This is a genomic window from Bradyrhizobium sp. NP1, assembly GCF_030378205.1.
Taxonomy (GTDB): Bacteria; Pseudomonadota; Alphaproteobacteria; order Rhizobiales; family Xanthobacteraceae; genus Bradyrhizobium.
The window spans coordinates 4,152,790-4,179,546 of the sequence record NZ_CP127385.1; the positions used below are offsets into that span (position 1 = coordinate 4,152,790).

The following is a 26,757-nucleotide window of genomic DNA, read 5'->3' on the forward strand; positions in this document are numbered from 1 at the left end:
CGCCCACCTGCCGCGATCCTTCATGCGAATGTCAAATCCAAAGCTCCACTTGGATCAATAAATTTGCCAGTGGTCCCTTGATTCTGACATTCGCAAAAGTGCCTCCGAAACCGGAGTGCGAATGTCAGAATCGGACCACTGGCGATCGTGCCCGAGGCAGCTTGCCGCCCGCAAGCGGCACGGCCGATCTGTCCCCCTTATCCCTAGCACCTCAACCGGTCGGCGATGCCGCCAAAATCCTTGGCGACGATGTCCCAGTTTCCGGTCGCTTCGAAATCGACCTTCTGCAGCGGGCCATATTCGGTCGGCCGCGCCACGAAAGCGGTCTTCAGCCCGCGCTTCTGCGCGTTCTTCAGATCGTAATTGTGGGCGGCGACCATCATGACTTCGCCCGGCTCCAGGCAAAGCAGTTTGGCCGCACCGAGATAGGTTTCCGGATCGGGCTTGTAGTGCCCGAACAGCTCCGCCGACATGATGAGATCCCAGGGTAGCCCTGCGAACTTCGCCATGTTGGTGAGCAGCGCGACATTGCCGTTGGAGAGCGGCGCGATGATGTGCTTTGCCTTCAGGCGCGTGAGGCCCGGAATGCTGTCAGGCCAGGGATGAAGCCGATGCCAGCCCAGCGTGAGGTGATGCAGGTCGGCATCGCTCAACCCGGTGATGCCGAGCTGGGCGACCAGCTTGTCGAGCGATTGGCGGTGCAGCACGTCGAGGATGACGAAGCCGCGCTCGGGATGCTTGCGCACCTCGTCCATCGACGCGGTGTAGACCGCGCGCCAGCCGTCGACGAGTGCGGTCCAGTCCGCCTTGATGCCGCGCTTGACGCCCCACGCCGTGAGGTCATTGATGAGGCTGGTGCGCCAGTCGACGACGGTACCGAACACGTCGAAGATCAGCGCCTTCACTCCCGCAAGATCGGATGTCATATTTCGCTGCTCCAATTTGCTTATTGTTCTTGGCCGGGTCGGGTACGTCGACCTTTTCATATAGCGGTGCTTGACGTGAATATCCATCGCACAACAAAATAGCGAGCCTGCAACGGCCCGGTCGGACAGACGCATCCGCAAGACCTGGTGAGCCATCCATGAGCCAGCCGATCGCGTTCGTTCTCCTGCAAAATTCGACATTGCCCAACTTGCAGCTACTGGTTGATGCGCTGCGGCAACGCCATCCCGATCGTCCGTGGGCAGCCAATGCCCCCTCGTCCATTCAGTGCGGCGATCAGGTCGTCGCTCTCACGCTCGTCGACGCGCCGAGGCCGAAAGACGATGCGCTTTGGGAGCGTGCCAAGATCCTCTGGCGAGATGGAGGTCAGATCGCCGCGCGCCACCGCGCTCACGTCACCTTGTCGATGACGGAAGCAAATACAGGCGAGCTCGAGCGCGCCAGGATCGCAACCGCGGTCATCGGCGGTCTGGTTTCCACCCTGCCCGAAGCCTGCGCCGTCATCTGGAAAGACAAGATCGGCCGTTCGCCCCAAACGTGGCTGGAGTTCTCGCAAAGCTCGTTCGCGCCCCCTCCGGGCTATCCGTTTGTGCTGTGGATCGACATCCTTCCGTTCAAGTCGGTCGAGTCGGTGGGCGCGCTGACCGTTGGGCTGTCTTCGTTCACCGGCCGTGAAATCGAGTGCGACCTTCCCGGCATGGCGTTGCCGACCCTGGTCGAGAGGGTCGGGATGATCGCCTCCCAGCTCATCGGGCGCGGCGATGGGATCAAGGACGGCGAGGTGTTCGTCGTCTCCGCCACCGATCGCATCAAGGTGCACTATGCTGTTTCCCGCTTCAACGGCTCGCCGGTACTGAGGGTCGGCGCCCAATCGCCCTCCGCCCCGGTCAAGCGATATCCCGTGATCTCGCCGGCGACGGCAAGGGATCATCCGCTCCTGAGCCTGCTGACCCGGGCCGGCCTGTTCGATGCGAGCGGTGCCGACAACCATGTCGAGCTGCAACCCGCAAGCTATGATTCGGAGGCAAGGCTCGACAGCTACGATCAGGGCATCAGCGGCGTGCTGTCGAAGATACTGGCCAGCGATGCCTATGTTGCTGCCGACCAGAAGGCGCGCGATGCGCTTGCCCGCGGCGACACCGGCGCGGCAAGGGAGGCATTGCTTCCCTTCGCCGGCGAGGTCACCAAGCTGCAGGGCCTTCTGAAACAGGGGCTGACGCAGGGACGCGTGTTCATGTTCCTGCCGAAGCAGACGTCAACCCGACTGTCTTAGTGTCCCGAATCCGAAGTTCGCAACATTTCGCGGCGGACACTTCGCAAACTTCGGAGTCGAAAGGACACTAGCAAACTTATGATTCTAGTGTGGTTCTGGTTCAGAAGTTCTCTTGGCGGACTCGCAGCAACAATGAAGAGAACTTCTGAACCACCACGCTAGAGCCCTTCGGTTCTGATTGAATCAGAACCGGGCTCTAGATTCCAGTCTTGATGCGTTTTCTTCACGCGAACCGGCATCCACTTCGCTCGAAGACGCTTTGGCGGTCACTCAATCGAGGTGGAATTTCGCGAGCTCGCGGTGCTCGGCCTTGATGGTGCGCACGGTGCCGGTGACCGAGCGCATCACAACGGTTTCGGTCTCGATCACGCCGTCCTTGCGGAACTTGACGCCGGACAGCAGCGAACCGGTGGTGACACCCGTCGCCGCGAACAGGCAATCGCCGCGCGCCATGTCCTCGATGCCGTAGATCGTGCGGGGATCGTTGATACCCATCTTGTGGGCCCGCTCGCGCTTCTCCTCGGTGTCGAGGATCAGCCGGCATTGCATCTGACCGCCGATGCAGCGCAGCGCGACGGCAGCCAGCACGCCTTCAGGAGCGCCGCCGGTGCCGAGATACATGTCGACGCCGGTATTTTCCGGATCGGCGCAGTGGATCACGCCGGCGACGTCGCCGTCGGTGATCAGCCGCACCGCGGCGCCGGTCGACCGGACGCCCTGGATGATGTCGGCATGGCGCGGCCGGTCGAGCACCAGCACGGTGATCGCCGAAGTGTCGACGCCCTTGGCCTTGGCAAGGCGGCGGACATTGTCGGCCGGTGAAGCGTCGAGCTCGACGACGCCTTTCGGATAGCCGGGCCCGATCGCAAGCTTCTGCATGTAGACGTCCGGCGCGTGCAGCAGCGTACCGCCGTCGGCCAACGCCATGGTCGCAATCGCGCCCGGCATGTTCTTGGCGCAGAGCGTGGTGCCTTCGAGCGGGTCGACCGCGATATCGACCTGCGGTCCGGCTTGGATGCCGACCTTTTCGCCGATGAACAGCATCGGCGCTTCGTCGCGCTCGCCCTCGCCGATCACGACGGTGCCTTCGATCGGCAGCTTGTTGAGTTCCCGCCGCATCGCATCCACCGCGGCCTGGTCGGCGGCCTTCTCGTTGCCGTGGCCGCGCAGCCTCGCCGCAGAGACCGCCGCGCGCTCGGTCACGCGCACGAGTTCCAGCGTCATGATGCGCTCAAGCAGCAATTGCGGCGGAACGGAAATATGGCTCGACATCGGCGTACTCCTCAAATCCCTTTTTGGCAGACCCGCGGGCCCGCAATCAATCGTTCAACGCACCAACCCTACGCTTGCGCGTCAATTTTTCTCGATCCGTATCACCTGCGGCCGGCCGCTGATCACCTTGTCCCGCTGCACGGCCTCAAGCGCACGGCGCACCGCGTCCTCATGGGTGGCATAGGTGATCAGGATGACCGGGACAGGTGAAGCTTTTCTTGCCGCGGCCGCAGCATTTGCGTCGGGATGGCGCTGAACGATCGATTCGATGGAGATCTTCTGCTCGGCGAGCCGGGTCGCGATCGTCGCGGCGGTGCCGGGCAGGTCGCGCGCCATCAGGCGGATGTAGTAACCGCCCTCGTGCCGCTCCATCGGCGCCTTTGCGGTTTCGCGCAGCCGCTCCACCGGCCGCCCGAACGGCTTGGCGCGGATGCCACGGGCGACGTCGACGATGTCGGACACGACCGCGGACGCGGTCGCCGCGCCGCCGGCGCCCGGGCCGACCAGGGTGATCGGCGGAATGCCCTCGCCGTCGATGGTCACCGCGTTGGTGACACCCATCACCTGGGCGATCGCCGAGGACTTCGGCACCATGGTCGGATGCACGCGCTGCTCGATGCCCTTGGTGGTGCGCATGGCGACCCCGAGCAGCTTGACGCGGTAGCCGAGCTGCGCGGCCGCGCGCAGGTCTTCCGGCGCGATCGAGGATATGCCTTCGACATAGACCGCGCTCTGGGCGACCTTGGTGCCGAAGGCGAGGCTTGCGAGGATCGCAAGCTTCTGCGCCGTGTCGTGGCCGTCGACGTCGAACGACGGATTGGCCTCGGCATAGCCGAGCCGCTGCGCATCCTTGAGGCATTCGGCGAACGACAGGCCCTCCTCTTCCATCCGCGTCAGGATGTAGTTGCAGGTGCCGTTGAGAATGCCGTAGACGCGGTTGATGCCAGTGCCGGCGAGGCCCTCGCGCAGCGTCTTGATGACGGGAATGGCAGCGCCGACGGCGGCCTCGAAATTCAGCGCGCCGCCGTGCTTCTCGGCCGCGCGCGCCAGCCGCAGGCCATGCCTGGCGATCAGCGCCTTGTTGGCTGTCACCACCGACTTGCCGGCCTTCAGCGCAGTCTCGATCGCGGACAGCGCAGGCTCGCCAGAGCCGCCGATCAGCTCGACCAGACAGTCGATATTGGGATCGTTGGCGAGTTCGAGCGGATTTTTCGCCCAGGCCACGCCGTTGAGGTTGACGCCGCGCTTCTTCGCCTTGGAGCGCGCTGTCACGGCCACCACCCGCACGCCGCGGCCCGAGCGCGCAGCCAGTGTCCTGCCCTGCTCTTCGATGAGGCGGACGACTTCGGTACCCACGGTGCCGAGTCCCGCGATACCCACTTTCAGGGGTGCGACCATGACGAAACGAACCTGCCGGAAGGAGCTCTAGGCACGACCTGATCCGAAATGCTTTCGGCGATCACGCCTATCGCCGGTTGGCGAGAGGGACCACGTTGTGCAACGTTTCCAGGCCACTTTCAAGGAAGCGGCGCACGCCGCGGGCAGCCTGGCGGATCCGCTGCTCGTTTTCCACCAGCGCAATGCGCACGAAACCCTCGCCATGCTCGCCGAAGGCCACGCCCGGCGACACCACGACACCGGACTTTTCCACCATCAACGTCGCAAATTGCATGCTGCCGACGTCCTGGAAAGCTTTCGGCAGCGGCGCCCAGGCGAACATCGAGGCTTGCGGCGGCGGAATGTCCCATCCGGCGCGGCCGAACGATTCCACCAGCGCATCGCGCCGCTTGCGGTAGGTGTCGCGCATCTCGCGAATGCAGTCCTCCGGGCCGTTCAGGGCTGCGGTCGCCGCCACCTGGATCGGCGTGAACGCGCCGTAGTCGAGATAGGATTTCACCCGCGCCAGCGCTGCGATGAGGCGCTCATTGCCGACCGCAAAGCCCATGCGCCAGCCGGCCATCGAGAATGTCTTCGACATCGAGGTGAATTCGACGGTGACGTCGATCGCGCCCGGCACCTGCAAAACCGACGGCGGCGGATTGTTCTCGTCGAAATAGACCTCGGCATAAGCGAGGTCGGACAGGATGAAGATCTCGTGCTTCTTCGCGAACGCCACGAGATCCCGGTAGAAATCGAGGCTCGCGACATAAGCGGTCGGGTTCGACGGATAGCAGACCACGAGCGCGAGCGGTTTCGGGATCGAATGGATGATCGCGCGCTCCACCGCCTCGAAGAATTGCGGCGTGGGCTCCGACGGTACCGAGCGGATCACCCCGCCCGCCATCAGGAAGCCGAAGGCGTGGATCGGATAGCTCGGGTTCGGGCACAGGATGACGTCGCCTGGCGCGGTGATCGCCTGCGCGACGTTGGCAAAGCCTTCCTTGGAGCCGAGGGTGGCGACGACCTGGGTTTCCGGATTGAGCTTCACGCCGAAGCGGCGCGCATAGTAGCCGGCTTGCGCCCTGCGGAGCCCCGCGATGCCGCGCGATGCCGAGTAGCGGTCGGTTCGCGGCTTGCCCAGGGTTTCCTTGAGCTTCTCGATGACGTGGGGCGGCGTCGGCAGGTCGGGATTGCCCATGCCCATGTCGATGATGTCGGCGCCGGCATTGCGTGCGGCCGCCTTGGCCCGGTTGACCTGTTCGAACACGTAAGGCGGCAAGCGGCGAATGCGGTAAAACTCGTCCATGGCTCCAGGCTCCGACAACCGGCGGGCGGAATCGCCTCACATCCGGCCAGGTGAAGCGGAAACTCCGCCCCTGCCCCGAAACCACGCCAAATCAATGATTTAGCGCGAATTCGGGAGCAAAAACTCTAATCCCTGCCCCGATATGCGGTTGAATTAGCAGTCTTTTACCACGCGGACGCCGACGCGCCACCCTAATCGGATCGCTTGGCGGAGGCGTTGGCGTTCTGGGGATTGTCCTTAACGGCCTGGCGGTCGCGCGCCTTGATCAGCTCGGCCTCGATCTTGGCCCGTTCGTTCGGCGGGATCACCGCCGCCTCGCGGTCGGGCGGCATATCGTGCACCGGCAGATACCCGCTTGCCTCTTTTGAGGGCGGCGGCGCGTCGGCGGGGGTGCCGACCGCCGGCAGCTCGGCAACCGTGCTCGCGCAGCCGGACAACGCGATGCCCGCCGCCAGCAACAGGCCGAGCGCAACCGCTCTGCTTTGCAGCCCTGCCGACATTCGCGACCGTCCTCGCCCCCTTAAGACCCCTTACGCCCCTCGATGGCCGATATCTTGTTGATGGCCCGCATCTTGAATCAAGGGTTGATCAAACCCAAACCAAATGTCGTCGAAAACGATTAGAGGCTGGAACGTTACTATACCCGTTGAGCCGTCAATGTGTCAGAACCAAGATCGCTTGTCGCAGTGCAGCACGCCCATGGCCGACATTAACCGAGAAGCAACCGGCCACGACGCCGCGGTGACGAAGCCGCAGCGAGACGATAGTGTCGGGCCCATGAACGAGGTCACGGCCGAAGCCAAGCCAGTCAAGACATTCGATCCCGAAGCCTTTGCGCTGAACGTGGCGCGGGCGATGGAGAGCACCGGCCGGGCGCTTGCCGCCTATCTGAAACCGACCACCGAGATCAAGGACAAGCCGCCGGCCGAGCTTGCCGAGGTGATCAAGACGTTCGGCGCCGTCGCCGAATACTGGATGGGCGACAACGCCCGCTCCTCGGAGCTGCAGACCCGGATCGCGAAAGACTACCTCGACCTCTGGGGCACGGCGGTACGGCGGCTGGCGGGCGAAGCCGTCGCGCCGGCGATCGAGCCGTCGCCACGCGACAAGCGCTTCAAGGACCCCGAATGGAAGTCGAACCAGTTCTTCGACTTCGTGATGCAGCTTTATCTTTTGACCACGCGCTGGGCGCAGGACCTGGTGCGCGATGCGGAGGGGCTCGACGCGCATACGCGCCAGAAGGCCGAGTTCTACGTCCAGCAGATCACCAACGCGCTGGCGCCGTCCAATTTCGTCCTCACCAATCCGGAAGTGCTGCGCGAGACGCTGTCATCGAACGCCAACAACCTCGCGCGCGGCATGACCATGCTGGCGGAGGACATCGAAGCCGGCCGCGGCACGCTGCGCATCCGCCAGTCCGACCCCGCGAACCTCGAGGTCGGCGTCAACATGGCGATGACGCCGGGCAAGGTGATCTACCAGAACGAGCTGATGCAGCTCATCCAGTACGAGCCTTCCACCGAGAAGGTGCTGCGCACGCCGCTCCTGATCGTGCCGCCCTGGATCAACAAGTTCTACATCCTCGACCTGCGCCCGGAAAAATCCTTCATCAAATGGTGCGTCGACCAGGGCATCACGGTGTTCGTGATCTCCTGGGTCAACCCGGACAGGGAGCTCGGGCAAAAGGGCTTTGCCGACTACATGAAGGAAGGCCCGCTCGTGGCGATGGACGTGATCGAGAAGGTCACGGGCGAGATGAAGGTGCATACCGCCGGCTATTGCGTCGGCGGCACGCTGCTTGCGGCGACGCTTGCCTGGCTCGCCGAGAAGCGGCGGGTGCGCGTGACCTCGGCGACCTTCTTTGCCGCGCAGGTCGACTTCACCCACGCCGGCGATCTCCTCGTCTTCGTCGACGAGGACCAGATCACCGCGCTGGAGCGCGACATGGAGGCGCGCGGCGTGCTCGAGGGCAGCAAGATGGCGATGGCCTTCAACATGCTGCGCTCCAACGAGCTGATCTGGTCCTACGTGGTCAGCAACTATTTGAAGGGACAGCCGCCCTCCTCGTTCGACCTGTTGCACTGGAATTCGGACGCCACGCGCATGCCGGCGTCCAATCATTCCTACTACTTGCGCAACTGCTATCTCGAGAACCGCCTTTCCACGGGCACCATGGTGCTCGACAACACGCTGCTCGACCTTTCGAAGGTAAAGGTTCCGGTCTACAACCTGGCGACGCGCGAGGACCATATTGCACCTGCGGAATCCGTGCTGTACGGCTCGCAGTTCTTCGGCGGCCCGGTGAAATTCGTGCTGTCCGGCTCCGGCCATATCGCCGGCGTCGTCAATCCCCCGTCGTCGGGCAAGTACCAGTTCTGGACCAACGACAACGTCAAGGATGTCACGGTCGCGGACTGGCTCAAGAACGCGCAGGAACACAAGGGGTCCTGGTGGCCGGATTGGCGCGCCTGGCTCGAAAGCATCGACGCCGAAGCGGTCCCGGCGCGGCCGGTCGGCAGCGAGGCGTCGCCGCCGATCGAAGACGCGCCCGGCAGCTACGTCCGCGTTCGCGCATAGCGCGAACCTTCATGCTTGAGGTATAAACTCTCCCTGGGGAGATTCCGACTCAACCGAGGGGATAGGCGATGACGCGCGAATTGTTCTGGCTGACGCTGACGGTCATTCTGACGGGGCTGTTGTGGGTCCCCTACATCATCAACCGCACCCAGATCCGTGGCCTTACCGGCGCGATGGCCAACCCCTCGCGCAACGACAAGCCGCATGCGGAATGGGCGACGCGGTTGATGTTCGCCCATGACAATGCGGTGGAAAACCTCATCATCTTCGCCCCCCTGGTCCTGATCCTCAACGCGGTCGACTATTCGACCAAATGGACGGTGCTCGCCTGCGCGGTCTATTTCTGGGCCCGCGTTGCGCACATTATCGTCTATACGCTCGGCCTGCCGGTGTTCCGGACGCTCGCCTTCACCGTCGGCTTCCTCGCCCAGGCGGTACTGGCGCTGGCGATCTTCGGACTGCTCTGAGCGCGCGTTACGCGTACTTTTTGCGGACGGTCAGGTGCAGCATCGTCGCCGGCGCATCGTCGAAGCTTTTGATCTCGCCGGTGTCGGAGGAAAGCACCTCCCACGGGCCGGCTTCGCCGTAGCTGGCCCGTAGCCAGTCCGCCGAGGGGTAGTTGTAGTAGCGGCCAAGGCTGTCGCGCCCGCCGCCGCCCCCGCCGATCTTGTAGCTGGCATAGAACACGCCGCGCGGCTTCAGCGCGCGGCGGATGCGCGCCAGCACCTCGACCAGCTCGTCGCGCGGCACGTGCAGCAGGCAGGCGCTCGCCCACACACCGTCATAGGCGCCGCGCTCGTCGAGCTCATGGAACAGCAGCGTTTCCACGGGATGGCCGAGGCGGCGCGCCGCAACCTCAGCCATTTCCGGCGAGCCGTCGGTTATCCGCACGGCAAAGCCGCGCGCGAGCATTTCCACCGCATGGTTGCCGGCACCGCAGCCAAGCTCGAGGATCGCCCCGCCCGAGGGCACAAGCGTCAGAAAGCGGACGAGCCGGGTCGATGGCGCCTTCGCCCAGGCGGCGTAGCTTTCCGCATTGCGCCGATAGAATTGCAGCGTCTCGTCGTCCACGACGCCGCTACTTCTCGGCAAGGCCCAGCATCAGCCGCATGTTCTGCACGGCGGCACCGGAGGCACCCTTCCCGAGATTGTCGAGACGCGCGACCAGCACCGCCTGATCGTGCTTGTCGCTGGCGAAAACGTACAGCTCGAGGTTGTTGGTCTCGTTGAGCGCCTCGGGCTCGATCCGCCCGCTTCGCGCCGCCTCGTTCTGCAGCGGCATGACCGGGACGTAGGTGCTCCCGGCATAGTGCTTCGCCAGCGCGGCCTGCAGCGCGGCCCCTGAAGGCTTGCCCGGCAGCGTGTCGAGTTGCAGCGGCACCGAGACCAGCATGCCCTGCCGGTAGTTGCCGACAGACGGAATGAAGATCGGCCGCCGCGCGAGCTTCGAATAAAGCTGCAGCTCCGGAATGTGCTTGTGCTCGAAGCCGAGGCCGTAGAGCTCGAAGGCCGGCGCAGTGCCGCCTTCGAAGCTTGCGATCATCGACTTGCCGCCGCCCGAATAGCCGCTGACCGCGTTGACGGTGACGGGATAATCCGCGGGCAGCAGGCCGGCGTCGACGAGCGGCCGCAACAGCGCAATCGCGCCGGTCGGATAGCAGCCGGGGTTGGAGACTTTTCGCGCCGCCCGTATCTTGTCCGCCTGGTCTGGCGCAAGCTCCGGAAAGCCGTACGTCCAATCGCTGGCGACACGGAATGCCGTCGAGGCGTCGAGGACCTTGGGGGCCGCGGCCCCCATGCCGTCGATCAACGCAACCGTCTCTTTCGCGGCGTCATCGGGCAGGCACAGGATGACAAGATCGACCTCCGCCATGAGCGCGCGCTTGGCGCCGGCATCCTTGCGCTTGTCATCGCTGATGCTTTTCACCACGACGTCATTCTGCTGGCGAAGCCGCTCCTGAATGCCGAGGCCCGTGGTTCCGGCGGCGCCATCGACGAAGACCGTCCGCTTCGTGGTGTCGCCGGTCCGCGGCTGGTGGGTGTCGGCGAGGGTCATGACACGGTCCTTTCGACGCTGCTCGTTTCGCTGGCAAAGGCTTCCGCCCGCGCCTCGCGCATCAGTTGCGCGATCTCCCGCGATGCCGCCTCAGGCCGGGACGCGAGCGCGTTTGCGACCGCCGCATAGTCAGCTTCCGACTTGTGCTGATTGAGCTTGAAGCTGCCTACCACCTCGGAAATCGTCATCTGCAGGCCCACAATCGCCTTTTTCATCGCCTCCAGCCGCGCCGGCGTCATCTTTCCCGAAGTCCAGGGCCGCTTTGGCAGAAGCCGCTGCTCGAACTTGGCGCTGAGCGCATCGACCTGCACCGCAAGCTCGTGGTCCGACAGCCGGCGCACGGGCCCCGTCAGATGCACGGCCTGGTACAGCCAGGTCGGCACCTGATCCGGCGAAACATACCAGTCAGCCGATACATAGGCATCCGCGCCGGTGACGGCGAGTAGCCAGGACGACGTCCCGTCCGCGAGAGCTATCAGGGGATTGTGACGGGCGAGATGAAAGAACGCCTGCGGCGTGCCGTCCTCGGCATGATCGAGATAGAAAGGCAGCAACGATGCGACCGGCTTCTTGCCGTCCCACGCGCAGGCGAGGCCGAAACCGCGGGCCTGCGCGAAGGCGAGGCTCGCGGTGCGGTCGGGCTTGAACATCGGCGGCGTATACATCGTCAAACTCCTGCTTGCTTGAGAGGAGCCGCCGGACCGACCGCGTTTCTGAAAGGAGAGCGCCGCGGGAGAGGTTTCCGGCGGCAGAGGCGATGATCTCTAGACGCAGACGATCGCCCGAACCGCGAAAGCGCGGCGACGGCGGGCGGCGGGAATGGTCGCGATCTTGATCATGGGCGCGGCTATAAGGCCGCGCCCCCTTCCCGTCAAGGTTTCAGATGGTCGGATTCCAGGGCATCGGCACCACCCGGTAGCCATCGCCGTCCTTCTCCAGATGGGCGAGCCCGGGGAACGGATAGTGGAAGGCCTGCACCAGCAATTTCTCGGCCACCACCATGTCGTAGATCCGGCGCCGGGTCTTCTCGGCCATGTCGGCATCCTGGTCGAAGAAGGCGTGCCAGCCCGGGTGGGTCGCGAACGGATTGGGGTTGTTGGTCACATCCGACTGGATGAACACCTTGCCGGAGCCCGACGACAGCACATAGGAGGTATGGCCCGGCGTGTGGCCTATGGTCTCGACCGCGAGCAGTCCCGGCGCCACCTCCTTGTTCCATTCGTAGGGCGTGACCTTCCGCTTCAAGGCGGCGTCGAAAATGTTGCGGTTGTTCTTGAACAGGCCCTGCATGCGCCCGGCGGGCGCGCGGCTCATCTCGCCGTCATCCATCCAGAACTTCCATTCGGCCGCCGGCACCAGCACCTCGGCATTGGGAAAGGCCGGCGTGCCGTCGGCCGCGAGCAGGCCGTTCACATGATCGGTATGGAAATGCGAGATCACCACCATGTCGACCGCCTTCGGATCGAAGCCGGCGGCGACCATGTTCTCGACAAGCAGGCCGTTGCTGCCCTTGTTGTTGACCTTGGCCACCGGTCCGTTGCCGGTGTCGATCACGACGAGCTTGCCGCCAGTATTGATCACCAGCGGCGCGAAATAGATCGTGAAGACGTCGCGCGGCAGGAAGGCCTTTTCCAGCGCGGCGTTGATCTCATCCTTCCTGGCATTGAGGATGAAGGAATCCTCCAGCGGGAACGTGAACCTGCCGTCGGACACCACCGTGACCTCGATATCGCCGACCTTGTAGCGATAGAAACTCGGCGCCTGCTTGTCGACGATCGGCGCGGCCGCCTTGGCGTCGTTTGCAGCCAGCATTGGCGCTGCCGCCAGCGCGGCGGCGCCGGCCAAGGCATCACGTCGTGAAATCTCCATACCCTATCCTCCCCTGACGATCCCGTTTCCAACGGTTGCACCGTTGTTGTCCTGCGAGACTAACAGCCTTCAGCACAAGGTGCGACCGCGGAAAGCGCCCCGCCGCGAACCACCCTGTGGGGTCACGGACTGTGCCCGTCTCAAGCCTTGCGGATCACACCGTGCGCCACAGCCATTCCATGACCTGCGCGATGACGTCGCCGAACAACAGCAGCGCCGCCGACCAGACCAGGGCGGAAACGAAATTGGCAACCTGGAATTGCCAGTAGGGCATTTCGAAGATACCGGCCGCGAGCGGCACCGAGGCCCGCAGCGGTCCGAAGAACCGTCCGATGAAGATGCTCGGCACTCCCCAGGTCTGCACGAAGGCCTCGCCGCGCGGCAGGATTTCCGGGTAGCGCGACAATGGCCACATCTGCGCGACGTGCTCCTTGTAGCGATAGCCGAACCAGTAGGAGACCCAATCGCCGAGCGCAGCCCCGACGCCGCCGGCGAGCCACACCGGCCAGAAGCTGATGCCGCTCGCGCCGATCAGCGCCCCGATCGCCACCAGCGCGCCCCAGGCAGGAATCAACAGCGAGATGAAGGCGAGCGACTCGCCGAAAGCCAGCACCAGCACAATCGGCGCGGCCCATACCTGATGGTTGCGCACGAAGTCGGCCATGGCGTGCGCAAAATCTTCCATTCCAGACGCTTTCTTGTCCCGACGCGATCGTTGAACCTTTTTGCGGCCCCGCAGCCTAAAGCAGGTAAGCCGGTCCGTTGCGCGACTTCAAGTCACAACGGCCAACGAGATATTGATTGTGAGCGCCCGCTTTCGATCCACCGGCTTTCAATCCCTCAATTCGACAGAAAGGCCCCTGAATGATCGGATCAGTGATGATGTGCGCGAGCACGGTGATTCTGCTTGTCGGCATGCTCGGCGGCATCGCCATGGGTATTCGGCAGGACTTCGTGCTCGGGCCGGCGCATGCCCACCTCAATCTGATCGGCGGCGTCCTCCTGTTCGTGTTCGGCCTCTACTACAGGCTCGTTCCCGACGCCGGAAAAGGAACGCTCGCCAAGGTCCAGGGCTGGCTACATATCATCGGCTCGATCGTTTTTCCGGCGGGCGTCGCGCTCGTCATCCTGAAGGGCGAAGCGCTGGTCGCGATCCCGATTCTGGGTTCGCTGATCGTGCTGCTGGCCATGGCTCTGTTCGCGGCGATCGTGTTCCGCACCGCCCAGGCGTGAACCGCTGCGGTCATCTTTTCAGTGCATCCATGGCATAGTCAGGCTAAATCGATTCGTCCGCGCCTTTTGCGCGCAAACCTGAAGAGCCATGTCCAAACCATTGAAATCAGTTGCAAAAACCAATTCCGCGCGCGACCTGTTCGGCGCCGGCGAGGGCAAGGGACGCAGCCCGGCAAAGGTCGCCTCCCGCGCTGCCAGCGCCGAATCCGGCTATACCGCGGCCGACATCGAGGTGCTGGAGGGACTGGAACCGGTCCGCCGCCGGCCCGGCATGTATATCGGCGGCACCGACGAGAAGGCGCTGCACCACCTGTTCGCCGAGGTCATCGACAACTCGATGGACGAGGCGCTTGCGGGTCACGCCAGCTTCATCGAGGTCGAGCTCTCGGCCGACGGCTTCCTCACCGTCACCGACAATGGCCGCGGCATTCCGGTCGATCCGCATCCGAAATTCCCGAAAAAGTCGGCGCTCGAAGTCATCATGTGCACGCTGCATTCGGGCGGCAAATTCGATTCCAAGGTCTACGAGACTTCCGGCGGCCTGCATGGCGTCGGCGTGTCCGTGGTGAACGCGCTGTCCTCGCGGCTCGAAGTCGAGGTCGCGCGCAGCCAGAAGCTCTACCGCATGGTGTTCGAGCGCGGCCACCCCAAGGGCAAGCTCGAGGATCTCGGCAAGGTCAACAACCGCCGCGGCACCAGGATCCGATTCAAGCCGGATACCGACATCTTCGGCGCCAAGGCGACGTTCAAGCCGCAGCGCCTGTTCAAGATGAGCCGTTCGAAGGCCTACCTGTTCGGCGGCGTCGAGATCCGCTGGCGCTGCGCGCCGGAACTGCTCAAGGGCATCGAGGATGTTCCGGCAGAGGACAGCTTCCACTTTCCCGGCGGGCTGAAGGATTTTCTTGGAGCTGCGATCCACGCCGACACGCTGGTGCATCCGGACATCTTTTCCGGCAAGTCGGGGCGCAACGGTGCCCATGGCGCCTGCGAATGGGCGGTGGCGTGGACGGCGGACGCCGATGGCTTCCTTTCCTCCTACTGCAACACGGTGCCGACGCCTGACGGCGGCACTCATGAATCGGGTCTGCGCAGTGCGCTGTTGCGCGGACTGAAAGACCACGCCGAGCGCATCGGTCAGAGCAAGCGCGCCGCGGGCGTCACCTCCGAGGATGTGATGGTGGGCGCCGCCGTGATGCTCAGCGTGTTCGTTCGCGAGCCGGAATTCCAGGGCCAGACCAAGGATCGCCTGGCCACCGCCGAAGCGCAGCGCATTGTCGAGCAGGCGATCAAGGACCCGTTCGACCATTGGCTGTCGGGCAATCCGCTGCAAGCGAACAAGCTGCTGGATTTCGTGGTCGAGCGCGCCGAGGAGCGGCTGCGGCGGCGCGCGGAAAAGGAAATCTCGCGCAAGACCGCGGTGAAGAAGCTGCGGCTTCCGGGCAAGCTCGCCGACTGCACCAACAGCGCACAGGAGGGCTCCGAACTCTTCATCGTCGAGGGCGATTCGGCAGGCGGCAGCGCCAAGCAGGCGCGCGACCGCAAGACCCAGGCAGTGATGCCGCTGCGCGGCAAAATCCTCAACGTCGCATCCGCCGGCAAGGACAAGCTGACCGCGAACGCCCAGCTCGCCGACCTGATGCAGGCGATCGGCTGCAGCACGGGCGCGCATTACCGCGAAGAGGATCTGCGCTATTCGCGGATCATCATCATGACCGATGCCGACGTCGACGGCGCCCACATCGCCTCGCTCCTGATCACCTTCTTCTATCGCCAGATGCCGCGGCTGATCGACGAGGGTCATCTCTATCTCGCGGTGCCGCCGCTCTATCGCCTCACCCACGGCAGCAAGACGGTCTATGCCCGCGACGACGCCGACAAGGAGAAGTTGCTCAAGAGCGCGTTCAACGCCAATGCCAAGGTGGAGGTCGGCCGCTTCAAGGGGCTTGGCGAAATGATGCCGGCGCAGCTCAAGGAAACCACCATGGACCCGGCCAAGCGGATGCTCTTGCGGGTGGTGCTGCTGGCCGACGACCGCGAAGGCACCGCCGATTCGGTCGAACGCCTGATGGGGACCAAGGCCGAGGCCCGATTCGCCTTCATCTCCGAAAAGGCCGAGTTCGCCAGCGACGACCTGCTGGACGTCTGACAGGCCCCCTGTTCCGCTTGCTGGCCGTTGGGTGCCGATCGGGAGATTTCGGCCCCGTTTCCACGGTTTTTGGCAGTTCCGGGGGCTACGACCCCCGTAAGGGCCCGGACCGTTTTCCGATCACTGTGCTTGTGTTGCAACAGCAATTTTGCCGCATCCCGCTATAGTTGAGTCCAATGGGCACCGGGAATCGGCGCCTTGGATGCAGTCACCGCGGTACGAACGCTATAGTTCTGGGGATTTAACATGAAGAAGCTCTTGCTCGCTCTGTCCGCTGTGGCGGCATTTACTGGTAACGCCATGGCCGCCGATCTCGCGGCCCGGCCCTACACCAAGGCTCCGCCCATGGTCGCGCCGGCCTACAACTGGACCGGTTTCTACATTTTCGGCGGCGCCGGCGGCGGCATTTGGGATGCCGACAGCAATCCGGTGCGCAACCCGGGCGGCCTGCCGGTGGGCATCAACCAGCGCACGGGCGGCGACGGCTGGTTCGGCACCGTGGGCCTCGGCTATGACTGGCAGTTCAACGGCCCCTGGGTGTTTGGTCTGTTCGCCGACGGCCAGTTTGGCAGCATCCGCGGCACCGTCCAGGATCTGGACACCTTCGTCTCCGGCACCATCAAGATGCAGGACGCTTGGGCTGTTGGTGGTCGTCTCGGCTATCTCGTTGCGCCGAGCGTGCTCTCCTATGTCAACGCCGGTTACTCCGGCTCTCACTGGTCCGGTACCTCGCTTGTGGACGCGCTCGCTGGCACTCGGGCTGGCCTCCACACCGACTCCTTCAACCGTAATGGCTGGTTCGTCGGCGGCGGCGTCGAAAACAGCCTGAACTTCTTCGGCATCACTGCGCCCGGCTGGTTCATGAAGACCGAGTACCGTGCTGCCTACTACGACCACCAGACTATTGCCGAACGCGTCGACGGCACCAACGTGCTGGCGGCCGACTCGATCCGGTTCAAGCCGCTGGTGCAGACCATCAGCACCTCGCTGGTCTATCGCTTCAACTGGACCGGCCCGGTCGTCGCGAAGTACTGATCTCTGCTGAAATCGGCAGTACAAAAGCCCCGGCCTGCGGCCGGGGCTTTTTTATTGCGCGCGGCTGGCGGCCAAAAGCCTTGAGACCGCCGCCTGCGACCATCACAACGGGTGGGACAATGCTTCCCACCGCACATTAAGCGCGCCCCTCCCCTTTGCCGCGGCCACCGCTGGCCATGCCGGCATCTGACCGCTACGGTTAAGCCAATCATTCGGATGTCCGGGCCTCGCGGCCCGGCGATGGCGGAGTGAGGTCATGCGCAACTGGCTCTTGGTCGTGGGGTTGATTGCGCTTGCGATCGGCCTGCTCTGGATCGGACAGGGCCTCGGGCTGGTCACCTGGCCGCGTCAGAGCTTCATGATCAACCAGATCCAGTGGGCCGGCTATGGCGCGGCGCTGGCGGCGCTTGGCCTCGTGCTGGTCTGGCAAAGCAAGCGCTGACATCCATTCGGAGAGCAACGATGACATCGCAGCCGTTCGATCTCAGGGGCAAGGTCGCCATCGTCACCGGCGGCAATGGCGGCATCGGGCTCGGCATGGCGCGCGGCCTCGCCGATGCTGGAGCGGCGATCGCCGTGGTCGGCCGCAACCAGGCCAAGTCAGTCGCGGCGGTTGCCGATCTCGCCGGGCGCGGCGTGAGCGCCATCGCCGTCGCCGCCGATGTCACCGACAAGGCTGCGGTGGACGCCATGGTCGCCCGCGTCGAGCGCGAGCTCGGACGGATCGACATCCTCGTCAACAACGCCGGCATCAACATCCGAAAGCCGCCGCATACGCTTGAGCTGAACGAATGGAACGAAGTGATGGCGACCAACCTGACCAGCGCATTCCTGTGCTCGCAGGCGGCTCATCGCGCGATGAAGACCACTGGTGCCGGCAAGATCATCAATATCGGTTCAATGATGTCGATCTTCGGCGCGGGCTTTGCGCCCGCCTATGCCGCGAGCAAGGGTGGAATCGTGCAATTCACGCGCGCCTGTGCCTGCGCCTGGGCGGCCGACAACATTCAGGTCAACGCGGTGCTGCCCGGCTGGATCGACACCGACCTGACCAGGCGTGCCCGCGAGGAGATCGGCGGCCTCAACGAGCGCGTGCTCGCGCGCACACCGGCGGCGCGATGGGGCACCGCCGGCGAATTCGCCGGCATCGCGGTGTTTCTCGCTTCGTCTGCGTCGGATTTCGTGACGGGCGCGGCGATCCCGGTCGACGGCGGCTATTCGATCATGGGCTAGGCCCGACCAGGCCGGAACAGCTCGCAAAAGAAAAGCCCCGGGCTTTCGCCCGGGGCTTTCACTTTGGCCTAACCGATCAGCCGATCAGTATTTGGATCAGTACCTGGCGACAACCGGGCCGCCCCAGTTGAAGCGGTAGTTGATGCCGGCCTTGACGGTGTCGATGTCGAGACGAAGCGCGGCGGTGCCGAGCCCGCCCAGCGTTCCGATCGGCGCCGTGGCAGTGTCGAAGCCGTAGTGCATGTACTCAACCTTCGCGCTCCAGTTCGGAGCGAAGCCCCACTCGACGCCAGCGCCGGCGGCATAGCCCCAGCGATCCGACGAGAAGGTGCCGATGGTCCCGACGGCCGGCAGCGCGTTGTAGCGGGTGTTGGCATAGCCAGCGCCAGCCGTGCCGTAGAACAGCACGTTGTTCACTGCCCAGCCCACGCGGCCACGGAACGAGGCCAGCGAACGGGTGTTGGTCGAGCAGGCGGTGAGCGGACCAGCCGGGCACGTGGTCGAGCCGTTAATGTCGGCCCAATCGCCATCAGCCTCGAGGCCGAGGACCCAGCTCGGGGTCACCTGCCAGTTGTAGCCGATCTGGCCACCAGCCATGCCACCCGACGTGTTGTGGTTGGTGTTGAACGGCGCCGCAGCGAACTGCCAGCGCGAGTCGCCCCAGCCACCACCACCGTTCACACCGATGTAGAAGCCGGTCCAGTTATAAATCGGAGCAACCACCGGAGGCGGCGCCTTGGTATAGGGGCGCGCGGCCAGATCGGCGGCCATTGCATTGCCCGCAAAAGCCATCACAGCGATGGCACTCAGCATCAGTTTCTTCTTCACTAGAACCTCTCAAAGCTCGCCTTCAATCAAGGGGCACACTACCCGGATTCGGCCAAATTGCTGTCGCCGCATAGCAACACCTGGCCATAAACGAACTCGACCGCTCGCCCCAATTCAGCCACAGTTCCAATGGGTTAGCGACAAGTTAACGGCGAAAACTCTTGATTTCCGAGACGCTTCCGTCGCGATAGGTGAGTTCCACCGAAACGAACTGCGTCCCAGGCGAGAGCTTCAGGTAGGGCTGGGCGTCGTGGGGGATGACGCTGGGGTCCCTGGGATCGCAGGGCGGCATCTTCAGCACCCGGTCGGGCACCGCGCTGTCGACGCCGATCCGCACCTCCCTGATCGCGCAGCGGTAGGACATCAGGTGGGTGTAGTAGACCAGGAGGCCGTTGAACTCGCGAAACGACAGCCAGCTCGTCGCGGTCATGTCCAGGATCTTGCGCTGGTCGCGGATCAGCGCCGCCTCGGGGTCGAACTTGATCGGAAACGGGCCCTGAATCTCCCCCGACGCATCGACATAGCGGACCTGGATGGTGGCAGCCGGCGCGTCGGCGGCCAGCTCGATCGCGGGATTGGGCATGCGCTTGCGGGTGCGCGGGTCGAGCGTATCGAGGAAGCCGGTCTCGCGGAAGTCACCGCTCTCGCCCATGCGCCATGAAATGCCGAGCGCGGGATCGGCGATCGAGAACACCACCGTCCAGCCGCCATTGTGACGCGAGAACATCGCGATCGGCGCGTTGACCGAGTCATTTTGCGGCGCCACCCGCGGCACCGATACCGGCGGCAAGGCGGCGACCTTCTGCGCGGGCGCCTCAGGCGGTTTTGCCGCCTCAGGCTGATCCTTCGCTCTGCCGTTCAGGAAGACATCATCGACCATCTGGTCGAAATAGACCGGGATCTGCTTATGGCTGACCGTCTCGGCCATCTCGCTGACCAGACGCCGGGTATGTTGAGCCACCTGCACGAGGTTCTCGCCCGGCTGCAGCAGCTCCCTGGCGAAGGTGCGCGTGAACACCGAATTGGGATTGGCATCGTCGTTCGACAGCCGATCGAGCGCGGTCTGGCGCGGGCCTGCCGAGAACACCGAGAACACGCCTTCGGGCAGCTGCGTCATCGGCGCAAGCCCGCCGCCGCCGGCAACCGCCCGCGTGCCTGCCCGCTCGAACGGGTTGTTGCGGCAGGCGTCGAACACCAGGATCGAGGTGCGGACCTTCTTGTTCTGCAGCCGCTCGATGATGCGATCGGCGAGCACCGAGGCATCGCGCACCAGTTCTTCCTGGCCTTCGGTCGCTGCCGGCACGTCGATCGGCAGCAGGAAATTCTGCCCGGCAATCTCGAAGCCGTGGCCGGCATAGAAGAAGAAGGCGGTATCGCCGGAATCGACCGCCTTGTCGAAGGCCAGCAGCGCTTCGGAGAAGCCCTGCCTGTTCAGGTTCTCCGCGACCATGACGGTAAAGCCGAGCCGCTTCAGCGTGTCGCCCATGGTGCGGGCATCGTTCACCGCCTTCTGCAGCTTGGGAACGTTGCGGTAGTCGTTATTGCCGACGACAAGCGCAACGCGCTTTTCCGCGTGCGCCGGCGCGCCCAGCATCAACAGGCACGCGACCAGTGCGGCCCTGAAGGACATGAATTTCATCCGATTTCCGACCTCACCGACCGACGCCGGCGATGCCGGCGAAAACCCCTGCGGTAGTCTGCCTATTGGGGCGGCCGGTTCAAGCGCTTGCGTCCGGCCGGGACGCCGGATCAGTCCCGGCATTGCGGACGGTCCAGCGCCGTACCAGCGGCACGGCGAAATTGAGCGCCAGCGCCCACAGCGCCAGCGTCGAATCGACGAAACTGCAGGCGATGGCGAGCAGTGACGAGATCACCAGCATGACCGCCGACAATTGCCGGCGGCGCAGATGTACGTGACGTATTCGCGGTTGAAATAGTCGGCGCAGCTGCGCACCTCGACGTTGGCAAGCCAGCGCAGCCGAGCACGGTGAAGCTCAGCAGATAGGGCAGGAATTTCGGCCACAGGCCGACAAGGCCGCGCAGAAGCTCGGCCCCAAGGCCGCAGCCATTCTTGCCACATCTTCAAGCCGTCTGCGCGGGAATCGGGGCGCCTTTTGAAGGCGGAATGACAAAAGCCGCGTTATTTGTGCGGAAACATTAAGCTTTTTCGCTCATACGGCTGTTCCGACGTTGACTTTGGCCATTTCGACCCTATGTTGCCCCTCAATGCGGCCTCGGATCGAAAGACCGATTCCCCTGAGCGAGCCGCTCGTCAGCGTCAGTTAGAACCCCAGAGCTTTTCAAGAGCACGCCGTTTCGGGGTCATACGCGACAGCCTTTTTACCCTCGAATCCAGACGGCGGTTTCGAATAGAGGCTCGATGTCCTTTTCTCATCTCGGTTTATCCGACAAGGTGCTCGCGGCAGTTGCAGCTACGGGCTACACCACCCCTACTCCCATTCAGGAACAGGCGATCCCCCATGTGCTGGCACGCCGTGACGTGCTCGGCATCGCCCAGACCGGAACCGGCAAGACCGCAGCCTTCGTGCTGCCCATGCTCACCATCCTGGAGAAAGGCCGCGCACGGGCACGCATGCCCCGCACGCTGATCCTGGAGCCGACCCGCGAGCTCGCCGCGCAGGTCAAGGAGAGTTTCGACAAATATGGCGCCGGCCAGAAGCTCAACGTTGCACTCCTGATCGGCGGCGTCTCCTTCGGCGACCAGGACATCAAATTGACGCGCGGCGTCGACGTCCTGATCGCAACGCCCGGCCGGTTGCTCGACCATACCGAGCGCGGCGGGCTACTGCTCACCGGCGTCGAGCTGCTGGTGATCGACGAAGCCGACCGCATGCTCGACATGGGCTTCATCCCCGACATCGAGCGCATCTGCAAGCTCGTTCCCTTCACCCGCCAGACGCTGTTCTTCACAGCGACGATGCCGCCGGAAATCCGCCGCGTCACCGAGCAGTTCCTGCACAATCCCGAAAAGGTCGAGGTCTCACGGCCGGCCACCGCCGCCGTCACGGTGACGCAATCGCAGGTGCGCGCCGGGCGCGAAGCGCACGACAAACGCGACGTGTTGCGCCGCCTGTTGCGCGACGCCAAGGACCTCAAGAACGCGATCATCTTCTGCAACCGCAAGCGCGAAGTCGCGGTCCTTTACAAGTCGCTGCAGAAGCACGGCTTCAGCGTCGGCGCCCTGCATGGCGACATGGACCAGCCGGCGCGCATGGCCGCGCTCGACCAGTTCCGCAAAGGCGAGCTGCCGCTGCTCGTCGCCTCCGACGTTGCCGCCCGCGGCCTCGATATTCCCGAAGTCAGCCACGTCTTCAATTTCGACGTACCGCACCATCCCGACGATTACGTCCATCGCATCGGCCGTACCGGCCGCGCCGGCCGCGCCGGCACCGCGATTTCGATCGTGACCTCACTCGACACCAAATCCATCGCCGCGATCGAGAAGCTGATCGGACAGGCGATCCCGCGCGCCGAAAGCGGCGACGTCGGCCACACCGCGTCCGACGAAGCCGATCAACCGCGCGAGCACCGTTCGCGCGAAGGCGCAGGTGAAGGATCACGCGGCGGCCGCAAGCCACGCCGCGAGCGGACGCCGCGACACGCTAACGGTGCGCGCAACGGCGGCGCGCAGCCGCAAGTTGCCAGTCCGCGCCCGCCGGCGCCGACACGCGAGCCGCGCCGCGCGCCACGCGAGGCCGACCCCGAGCCGGGTGATCATTCACACCTTCCGGCGTTCCTGCTGCGTCCGGTGCGCGCGCGCGCCTGATCGCGCGAGCCGCGCGGAGGTTCCCTGTTTACCGGTCATTCATTCTCCTCCATTAGCGTGACCACAATAATTTGGGCGATTGCTGCGCGGCGCCCTGCTGCGCTATGGGGACATGTTCCGTGGTCAAGGTGCTCGACGAACACGAACGCACGATGGCCTTTGCCGAAGTTGCTCTCGGCCAGATCAAGTCCCTGCGACAGACCGCAGTGCCCCGCAACTATGAGATCTGGTACGTCTACGCGACCGGCTACAACGCGCCGCTCAACAAGATCATCAACGAGACGCTGGCGCGCAACGGCAAGCTGACCGAGGCCGACCTCGAGCAGATCTACGAAACCTATCTTTCTCACCTGAAAACCACCGACCGCATCGACAAGGTCGGCGCGCGCGTGATCGGCGAGATCGATGACGTGATGCGGCTGCTCACCGATGCGCTCGGCATGTCGGCAAGCTACGACGCGAGCCTGAGCGGCGCGACCGAGAAGCTTGCCGGCGCAAAGAACCGCGAGCAGGTCAAGACGATCGTCGAAACGCTGGTCAAATCGACGCGCGAGATGCGCGAAACCAACAAGGCGCTGGAAGAACGGCTGACCCTGTCAAAGAACGAGATCAGCAATCTGCAGCAGAGCCTCGAGGCGATCCGCGCCGAGAGCCTGACCGATCCGCTCACCGGCCTCGGCAACCGCAAATATTTCGACCGCATGCTCGAAATGGCGGTGCAGACCGCGCTCGCCAACGGCGAGCCGCTGTCGCTCCTGATGTTCGACATCGATCATTTCAAGTCGTTCAACGATTCCTACGGTCACCTCACGGGCGACCAGGTGCTGCGGCTGGTCGGCATGTCGCTGAAGCAGACCATCAAGGGCCAGGACATCACCGCCCGCTATGGCGGCGAGGAGTTCGCGGTCGTGCTGCCGAACACCGCGTTGCGCCAGGCGCTGACCGTCGCCGATCACATCCGCCGCGCGGTCATGGCGAAGGAATTGAAGAAGAAATCGACCGGCGAAATCCTCGGACGCGTCACCATCTCGGTCGGCGTCTCCATGCTGAAGGCCGGCGACGATACCCACTCGCTGATCGAGCGGGCCGACGCCTGCCTCTATGCGGCCAAGCGCAACGGCCGCAATCGCGTCATCTGCGAGGTCGACCCGGAATACGCCGCCGAGACCCAGAGCCAGGTGGCCTGACAGCACCGCCGCGGCCGACCGATTTGGCTGTCGCCGTGCTTTTCCTTGCCGCGGCTTTCCGTGGCGCCGGCTTCTTCGTGGCGCCCGGCTTCTTCACCGCCTTGCGCGCCCTCGTCCGCTTCTTCACCGCAGCGCGCTCGGCCGCCGCCAGCGCCGCGCGCGCCCAGCCGCTCAGCTCCTCGGTGTCGTCGAACAGCCGCGCCGGCAATTGCCAGTACGAATTCACGGTAACGGTCCTGGCGCGAGTCTGATACTGGAACGGCTTTGAGCCTTCCGCCTCGAATTGCGGGATCGTCGCTTCGTCGGCGCGGAAATAGAGTCCGGCGCGCAGCGCCAGCGCGAAGTTCGTGCCGTCGGCGGAAATGCCGTAGCCGGAAAACATCCGGCGAATCGTCACCGGACCGAAATCTGCGAACAGGTCGATCAGGAATTCGCGGTCCATGACGCCGCGCGCGTCATACCTTGGCCGGCGTGAGCTGCACCGACTCGCCGCAGCCGCAGGCTGAAACCTGGTTGGGATTGTTGAAGACGAACTGCGCCTGCATCTTGTCGGCCCTGTAGTCCATCTCCGTTCCCAAGAGGAACAGCACGGCCTTCGGATCGACCAGGATCTTCACGCCTTTGTCCTCGACCACCTCGTCGGTCGGCCGAACCTCATGGGCGTATTCGACCGTGTAGGACTGCCCGGCGCAGCCGCCGTTCTTGACGCCGACGCGGATGCCGACGATCGCGGAATCCGCCCGCTTGGTCAGGTCCAGCACGCGCTGCGCCGCGGCGTCGGTCAGCCGCATCACCTGCGGGCGGGGCCGCCTCGGAGCCTTGGAGGGAGTGGGCGATGGCTGTGTCATGTCGTTCATGTGGTCCGATCCCGACGGCAAATCAATGCCAGCTGCCTGTTGCCAAACGTCCGTTCGCGCGCATCACCACATATTGAGAACGAGGCGCGCCTCGTCGCTCATCCGTTCTGGCGACCACGGCGGTTCCCAGACGATATTGACATTGACGATGCCGACGCCGGGAACGCTCGCGATCGCGTTCTCGACCATGGTCGGCAATTCGCCCGCCGCGGGACAGTTCGGCGTGGTCAGCGTCATCACGACGTCGACGCTGCGGTCGTCCTTGAGCTCCACCTTGTAGATCAGGCCGAGTTCGTAGATGTCGGCCGGAATTTCCGGGTCGAACACCGTCTTCAGCGCGGCGATGATCTCGCTGCTCAGCCGCTCGGTCTCTTCCGGCGGCAGCGCCGATTGGGTTTCCATGTTGGCGGTTTTGACGTCGGCTGCCTCAGTCATGCGAACATTTCCCGCGCCTTGATCAGCGCCTGCACCAGATGATCGACTTCTTCCCGCGTATTATACATGCCGAACGAGGCTCGACAGGTCGCCGTGACGTTGAACCGCTCTAAAAGCGGCATCACGCAATGAGTGCCGGCACGCACCGCAATCCCCTGGCGGTCGATGACGGTCGCCACGTCATGGGGATGGGCGCCCTTCACGTCGAAGGAGATCACCGGCCCCTTGTTTTTCGCCGTTCCGATCAGGCGTAGCGAGTTGATCTCGCGCAGCCGCTCCTGCGCATAGGTCAAAAGGCCATGCTCATGGGCGGCGATACGCTCCTTGCCGATCGAATCGACATAGTCGATCGCCGCCCCAAGGCCGATCGCCTGCACGATCGGCGGGGTGCCGGCCTCGAACTTGTGCGGCGGATCGCCGTAGGTCACCCAGTCCTGCGCAACCTCGCGGATCATCTCGCCGCCGCCGTTGTAAGGCCGCATCGCGACCAGATGCTCATGCTTGGCATAGAGCACGCCGATGCCGGTCGGGCCGTAGAGCTTGTGGCCGGTGAAGGCATAGAAGTCGCAATCGATGTCCTGAACGTCGACCGGCAGGTGCACCGCGCCTTGCGCGCCGTCGACCAGCACCTTGATGCCGCGCGCATGCGCGATCCGCACGACCTCCTTGACCGGCACCACCGTGCCGAGCGCATTCGACATCTGGGTGATCGCGACCAGCTTGGTGCGCGGTGAGAGCAGCTTTTCGAATTCCTCGATCAGGAAATTGCCGTCGTCGTCGACACCAGCCCATTTGATGACGGCGCCGTGGCGCTCCCGAAGGAAATGCCAGGGCACGATGTTGGAATGGTGCTCCATGATCGAGAGCACGATCTCATCACCCTCGCCGATATTCGGCTCGCCCCAGGACGAGGCAACCAGGTTGATCGCTTCGGTGACGTTGCGGGTGAAGATGATCTCTTCGCTGCGTCGCGCGTTGACGAACTGCGCGACCTTGGTCCGCGCGCCCTCATAGGCCTCGGTCGCAGCATTGGCGAGATAATGCAGGCCGCGATGCACGTTGGCGTATTCGGACGTGTAGGCATGCATCATGCGGTCAAGCACCGCTTTCGGCTTCTGCGCGGAGGCGGCGTTGTCGAGATAGACCAGCGGCTTGCCGTAGATCTGCATCGCCAGCGCCGGAAAGTCCTGGCGCACGCGCGCCACGTCGTAGGAGCCGTTAAGCACCGCCGGGTGGCTGGTATCCGCTTTCCGAGGTTCGTTGGACACTGCGGCAACCTCCTTTACGAACTTCGGAAAGCAAAGGGTACTAGCAAGCGTGCGGCGGACTTCAGATCGG

General features: G+C 64.2%; 27 protein-coding genes. 10 read left to right on the top strand and 17 right to left on the bottom strand.

Annotated features, from left to right (window positions below):
• Positions 1–203: 203 nt before the first annotated feature.
• Complete coding sequence (locus QOU61_RS20040) at positions 204–926, bottom strand: haloacid dehalogenase type II (RefSeq protein WP_289652928.1); 723 nt, start codon at positions 924–926, stop codon at positions 204–206.
• A 158-nt stretch (positions 927–1,084) separates the two neighbouring features.
• On the opposite strand from QOU61_RS20040, the gene QOU61_RS20045 reads away from it, so the two are divergent.
• On the top strand, positions 1,085–2,218 hold the full coding sequence (locus QOU61_RS20045) for a hypothetical protein (RefSeq protein ID WP_289652929.1): 1,134 nt from the start codon (positions 1,085–1,087) through the stop codon (positions 2,216–2,218).
• Positions 2,219–2,488: 270 nt separating this feature from the next.
• On the opposite strand, the gene glpX is transcribed toward QOU61_RS20045, so the two are convergent.
• The 4 genes from glpX to QOU61_RS20065 form a co-directional block, all read right to left on the bottom strand.
• Positions 2,489–3,490: a class II fructose-bisphosphatase gene (gene glpX, locus QOU61_RS20050; RefSeq protein WP_289652930.1), complete on the bottom strand. Its 1,002-nt coding sequence runs from the start codon at positions 3,488–3,490 to the stop codon at positions 2,489–2,491.
• A gap of 81 nt (positions 3,491–3,571) precedes the next feature.
• Entirely contained in the window at positions 3,572–4,888 is a 1,317-nt protein-coding gene (locus QOU61_RS20055) for a homoserine dehydrogenase (protein ID WP_289652931.1), read from the bottom strand.
• Between the two features lie 67 nt (positions 4,889–4,955).
• Positions 4,956–6,176: an LL-diaminopimelate aminotransferase gene (locus QOU61_RS20060; RefSeq protein WP_289652932.1), complete on the bottom strand. Its 1,221-nt coding sequence runs from the start codon at positions 6,174–6,176 to the stop codon at positions 4,956–4,958.
• A gap of 191 nt (positions 6,177–6,367) precedes the next feature.
• On the bottom strand, positions 6,368–6,676 hold the full coding sequence (locus tag QOU61_RS20065; RefSeq protein WP_289652933.1) for a hypothetical protein: 309 nt from the start codon (positions 6,674–6,676) through the stop codon (positions 6,368–6,370).
• Between the two features lie 277 nt (positions 6,677–6,953).
• Here QOU61_RS20065 and QOU61_RS20070 point away from each other — a divergent pair, with 277 nt between their 5' ends.
• Positions 6,954–8,753: a PHA/PHB synthase family protein gene (locus QOU61_RS20070; protein ID WP_289652934.1), complete on the top strand. Its 1,800-nt coding sequence runs from the start codon at positions 6,954–6,956 to the stop codon at positions 8,751–8,753.
• Positions 8,754–8,821: 68 nt separating this feature from the next.
• Entirely contained in the window at positions 8,822–9,220 is a 399-nt protein-coding gene (locus QOU61_RS20075) for an MAPEG family protein (RefSeq protein WP_289652935.1), read from the top strand.
• Positions 9,221–9,227: 7 nt separating this feature from the next.
• Here QOU61_RS20075 and QOU61_RS20080 read toward each other — a convergent pair whose 3' ends face one another.
• From QOU61_RS20080 to QOU61_RS20100, 5 genes are all read right to left on the bottom strand, one after another.
• Positions 9,228–9,824 (bottom strand): class I SAM-dependent methyltransferase, encoded by a 597-nt coding sequence (locus QOU61_RS20080; RefSeq protein ID WP_289652936.1) that lies wholly within the window; start codon positions 9,822–9,824, stop codon positions 9,228–9,230.
• A gap of 7 nt (positions 9,825–9,831) precedes the next feature.
• Positions 9,832–10,809, bottom strand: a complete 978-nt coding sequence (gene argC / locus QOU61_RS20085; RefSeq protein ID WP_289652937.1) for an N-acetyl-gamma-glutamyl-phosphate reductase — start codon at positions 10,807–10,809, stop codon at positions 9,832–9,834.
• A complete protein-coding gene (locus QOU61_RS20090; RefSeq protein WP_289652938.1) occupies positions 10,806–11,474 on the bottom strand; it encodes an FMN-binding negative transcriptional regulator in 669 nt (222 codons plus the stop codon). Before QOU61_RS20090 ends, argC begins: the two co-directional genes overlap by 4 nt.
• 214 nt (positions 11,475–11,688) lie before the next feature.
• Positions 11,689–12,678 (bottom strand): MBL fold metallo-hydrolase, encoded by a 990-nt coding sequence (locus tag QOU61_RS20095; protein WP_289652939.1) that lies wholly within the window; start codon positions 12,676–12,678, stop codon positions 11,689–11,691.
• Positions 12,679–12,832: 154 nt separating this feature from the next.
• The gene (locus QOU61_RS20100) at positions 12,833–13,363 is read right to left on the bottom strand and encodes a DedA family protein (RefSeq protein ID WP_289652940.1); all 531 of its coding nucleotides are present in this window, start codon (positions 13,361–13,363) and stop codon (positions 12,833–12,835) included.
• A 179-nt stretch (positions 13,364–13,542) separates the two neighbouring features.
• Between QOU61_RS20100 and QOU61_RS20105 the strand changes: the two genes are divergently transcribed.
• The 5 genes from QOU61_RS20105 to QOU61_RS20125 all read left to right on the top strand — a co-directional run bounded on the left by QOU61_RS20105 (position 13,543) and on the right by QOU61_RS20125 (position 18,325).
• Entirely contained in the window at positions 13,543–13,911 is a 369-nt protein-coding gene (locus tag QOU61_RS20105) for a hypothetical protein (protein WP_289652941.1), read from the top strand.
• An 88-nt stretch (positions 13,912–13,999) separates the two neighbouring features.
• Positions 14,000–16,057, top strand: coding sequence for a DNA topoisomerase IV subunit B (gene parE, locus QOU61_RS20110; protein WP_289652942.1), 2,058 nt, complete (start codon positions 14,000–14,002; stop codon positions 16,055–16,057).
• A 246-nt stretch (positions 16,058–16,303) separates the two neighbouring features.
• Entirely contained in the window at positions 16,304–17,092 is a 789-nt protein-coding gene (locus QOU61_RS20115; protein WP_289652943.1) for an outer membrane protein, read from the top strand.
• Positions 17,093–17,348: 256 nt separating this feature from the next.
• Positions 17,349–17,534, top strand: coding sequence for a hypothetical protein (locus QOU61_RS20120; RefSeq protein WP_289652944.1), 186 nt, complete (start codon positions 17,349–17,351; stop codon positions 17,532–17,534).
• A 20-nt stretch (positions 17,535–17,554) separates the two neighbouring features.
• A complete protein-coding gene (locus QOU61_RS20125; RefSeq protein WP_289652945.1) occupies positions 17,555–18,325 on the top strand; it encodes an SDR family NAD(P)-dependent oxidoreductase in 771 nt (256 codons plus the stop codon).
• 96 nt (positions 18,326–18,421) lie between these two features.
• Here QOU61_RS20125 and QOU61_RS20130 read toward each other — a convergent pair whose 3' ends face one another.
• From QOU61_RS20130 to QOU61_RS20140, 3 genes are all read right to left on the bottom strand, one after another.
• The gene (locus QOU61_RS20130) at positions 18,422–19,153 is read right to left on the bottom strand and encodes an outer membrane protein (protein WP_289652946.1); all 732 of its coding nucleotides are present in this window, start codon (positions 19,151–19,153) and stop codon (positions 18,422–18,424) included.
• Positions 19,154–19,298: 145 nt separating this feature from the next.
• Positions 19,299–20,792: a caspase family protein gene (locus QOU61_RS20135; RefSeq protein ID WP_502876798.1), complete on the bottom strand. Its 1,494-nt coding sequence runs from the start codon at positions 20,790–20,792 to the stop codon at positions 19,299–19,301.
• Between the two features lie 79 nt (positions 20,793–20,871).
• Positions 20,872–21,033 carry a hypothetical protein gene (locus QOU61_RS20140; protein WP_289652947.1) on the bottom strand — a complete coding sequence of 54 codons (162 nt, stop codon included), beginning with the start codon at positions 21,031–21,033 and terminating at the stop codon, positions 20,872–20,874.
• Between the two features lie 500 nt (positions 21,034–21,533).
• On the opposite strand from QOU61_RS20140, the gene QOU61_RS20145 reads away from it, so the two are divergent.
• Both QOU61_RS20145 and QOU61_RS20150 read left to right on the top strand, forming a co-directional pair.
• Positions 21,534–22,940 carry a DEAD/DEAH box helicase gene (locus QOU61_RS20145; protein ID WP_289652948.1) on the top strand — a complete coding sequence of 469 codons (1,407 nt, stop codon included), beginning with the start codon at positions 21,534–21,536 and terminating at the stop codon, positions 22,938–22,940.
• Between the two features lie 119 nt (positions 22,941–23,059).
• Complete coding sequence (locus QOU61_RS20150; RefSeq protein ID WP_289652949.1) at positions 23,060–24,127, top strand: GGDEF domain-containing protein; 1,068 nt, start codon at positions 23,060–23,062, stop codon at positions 24,125–24,127.
• Here QOU61_RS20150 and QOU61_RS20155 read toward each other — a convergent pair.
• The 4 genes from QOU61_RS20155 to QOU61_RS20170 all read right to left on the bottom strand — a co-directional run bounded on the left by QOU61_RS20155 (position 24,072) and on the right by QOU61_RS20170 (position 26,687).
• Positions 24,072–24,569, bottom strand: coding sequence for a TfoX/Sxy family protein (locus QOU61_RS20155; RefSeq protein WP_289652950.1), 498 nt, complete (start codon positions 24,567–24,569; stop codon positions 24,072–24,074). The two genes, QOU61_RS20150 and QOU61_RS20155, sit on opposite strands and share 56 nt — an antisense overlap.
• A 13-nt stretch (positions 24,570–24,582) precedes the next feature.
• Positions 24,583–24,984 carry a HesB/IscA family protein gene (locus QOU61_RS20160; RefSeq protein WP_289652951.1) on the bottom strand — a complete coding sequence of 134 codons (402 nt, stop codon included), beginning with the start codon at positions 24,982–24,984 and terminating at the stop codon, positions 24,583–24,585.
• A 63-nt stretch (positions 24,985–25,047) separates the two neighbouring features.
• Positions 25,048–25,419: an SUF system Fe-S cluster assembly protein gene (locus tag QOU61_RS20165; protein WP_289652952.1), complete on the bottom strand. Its 372-nt coding sequence runs from the start codon at positions 25,417–25,419 to the stop codon at positions 25,048–25,050.
• On the bottom strand, positions 25,416–26,687 hold the full coding sequence (locus QOU61_RS20170) for a cysteine desulfurase (RefSeq protein ID WP_289652953.1): 1,272 nt from the start codon (positions 26,685–26,687) through the stop codon (positions 25,416–25,418). The genes QOU61_RS20165 and QOU61_RS20170 overlap by 4 nt, the downstream gene beginning before the upstream one ends.
• Positions 26,688–26,757: the final 70 nt, after the last annotated feature.

Excerpts from the sequence above, each read along its gene's own strand:
- QOU61_RS20040 (WP_289652928.1), bottom strand. The coding sequence starts at position 926 with ATGACATCCGATCTTGCGGGAGTGAAGGCGCTGATCTTCGACGTGTTC.
- QOU61_RS20045 (WP_289652929.1), top strand. The coding sequence starts at position 1,085 with ATGAGCCAGCCGATCGCGTTCGTTCTCCTGCAAAATTCGACATTGCCC.
- glpX (WP_289652930.1), bottom strand. The coding sequence starts at position 3,490 with ATGTCGAGCCATATTTCCGTTCCGCCGCAATTGCTGCTTGAGCGCATC.
- QOU61_RS20055 (WP_289652931.1), bottom strand. The coding sequence starts at position 4,888 with ATGGTCGCACCCCTGAAAGTGGGTATCGCGGGACTCGGCACCGTGGGT.
- QOU61_RS20060 (WP_289652932.1), bottom strand. The coding sequence starts at position 6,176 with ATGGACGAGTTTTACCGCATTCGCCGCTTGCCGCCTTACGTGTTCGAA.
- QOU61_RS20065 (WP_289652933.1), bottom strand. The coding sequence starts at position 6,676 with ATGTCGGCAGGGCTGCAAAGCAGAGCGGTTGCGCTCGGCCTGTTGCTG.
- QOU61_RS20070 (WP_289652934.1), top strand. The coding sequence starts at position 6,954 with ATGAACGAGGTCACGGCCGAAGCCAAGCCAGTCAAGACATTCGATCCC.
- QOU61_RS20075 (WP_289652935.1), top strand. The coding sequence starts at position 8,822 with ATGACGCGCGAATTGTTCTGGCTGACGCTGACGGTCATTCTGACGGGG.
- argC (WP_289652937.1), bottom strand. The coding sequence starts at position 10,809 with ATGACCCTCGCCGACACCCACCAGCCGCGGACCGGCGACACCACGAAG.
- QOU61_RS20090 (WP_289652938.1), bottom strand. The coding sequence starts at position 11,474 with ATGTATACGCCGCCGATGTTCAAGCCCGACCGCACCGCGAGCCTCGCC.
- QOU61_RS20095 (WP_289652939.1), bottom strand. The coding sequence starts at position 12,678 with ATGGAGATTTCACGACGTGATGCCTTGGCCGGCGCCGCCGCGCTGGCG.
- QOU61_RS20100 (WP_289652940.1), bottom strand. The coding sequence starts at position 13,363 with ATGGAAGATTTTGCGCACGCCATGGCCGACTTCGTGCGCAACCATCAG.
- QOU61_RS20105 (WP_289652941.1), top strand. The coding sequence starts at position 13,543 with ATGATCGGATCAGTGATGATGTGCGCGAGCACGGTGATTCTGCTTGTC.
- parE (WP_289652942.1), top strand. The coding sequence starts at position 14,000 with ATGTCCAAACCATTGAAATCAGTTGCAAAAACCAATTCCGCGCGCGAC.
- QOU61_RS20115 (WP_289652943.1), top strand. The coding sequence starts at position 16,304 with ATGAAGAAGCTCTTGCTCGCTCTGTCCGCTGTGGCGGCATTTACTGGT.
- QOU61_RS20120 (WP_289652944.1), top strand. The coding sequence starts at position 17,349 with ATGCGCAACTGGCTCTTGGTCGTGGGGTTGATTGCGCTTGCGATCGGC.
- QOU61_RS20125 (WP_289652945.1), top strand. The coding sequence starts at position 17,555 with ATGACATCGCAGCCGTTCGATCTCAGGGGCAAGGTCGCCATCGTCACC.
- QOU61_RS20135 (WP_502876798.1), bottom strand. The coding sequence starts at position 20,792 with ATGAAATTCATGTCCTTCAGGGCCGCACTGGTCGCGTGCCTGTTGATG.
- QOU61_RS20140 (WP_289652947.1), bottom strand. The coding sequence starts at position 21,033 with ATGCTGGTGATCTCGTCACTGCTCGCCATCGCCTGCAGTTTCGTCGAT.
- QOU61_RS20145 (WP_289652948.1), top strand. The coding sequence starts at position 21,534 with ATGTCCTTTTCTCATCTCGGTTTATCCGACAAGGTGCTCGCGGCAGTT.
- QOU61_RS20155 (WP_289652950.1), bottom strand. The coding sequence starts at position 24,569 with ATGGACCGCGAATTCCTGATCGACCTGTTCGCAGATTTCGGTCCGGTG.
- QOU61_RS20160 (WP_289652951.1), bottom strand. The coding sequence starts at position 24,984 with ATGAACGACATGACACAGCCATCGCCCACTCCCTCCAAGGCTCCGAGG.
- QOU61_RS20165 (WP_289652952.1), bottom strand. The coding sequence starts at position 25,419 with ATGACTGAGGCAGCCGACGTCAAAACCGCCAACATGGAAACCCAATCG.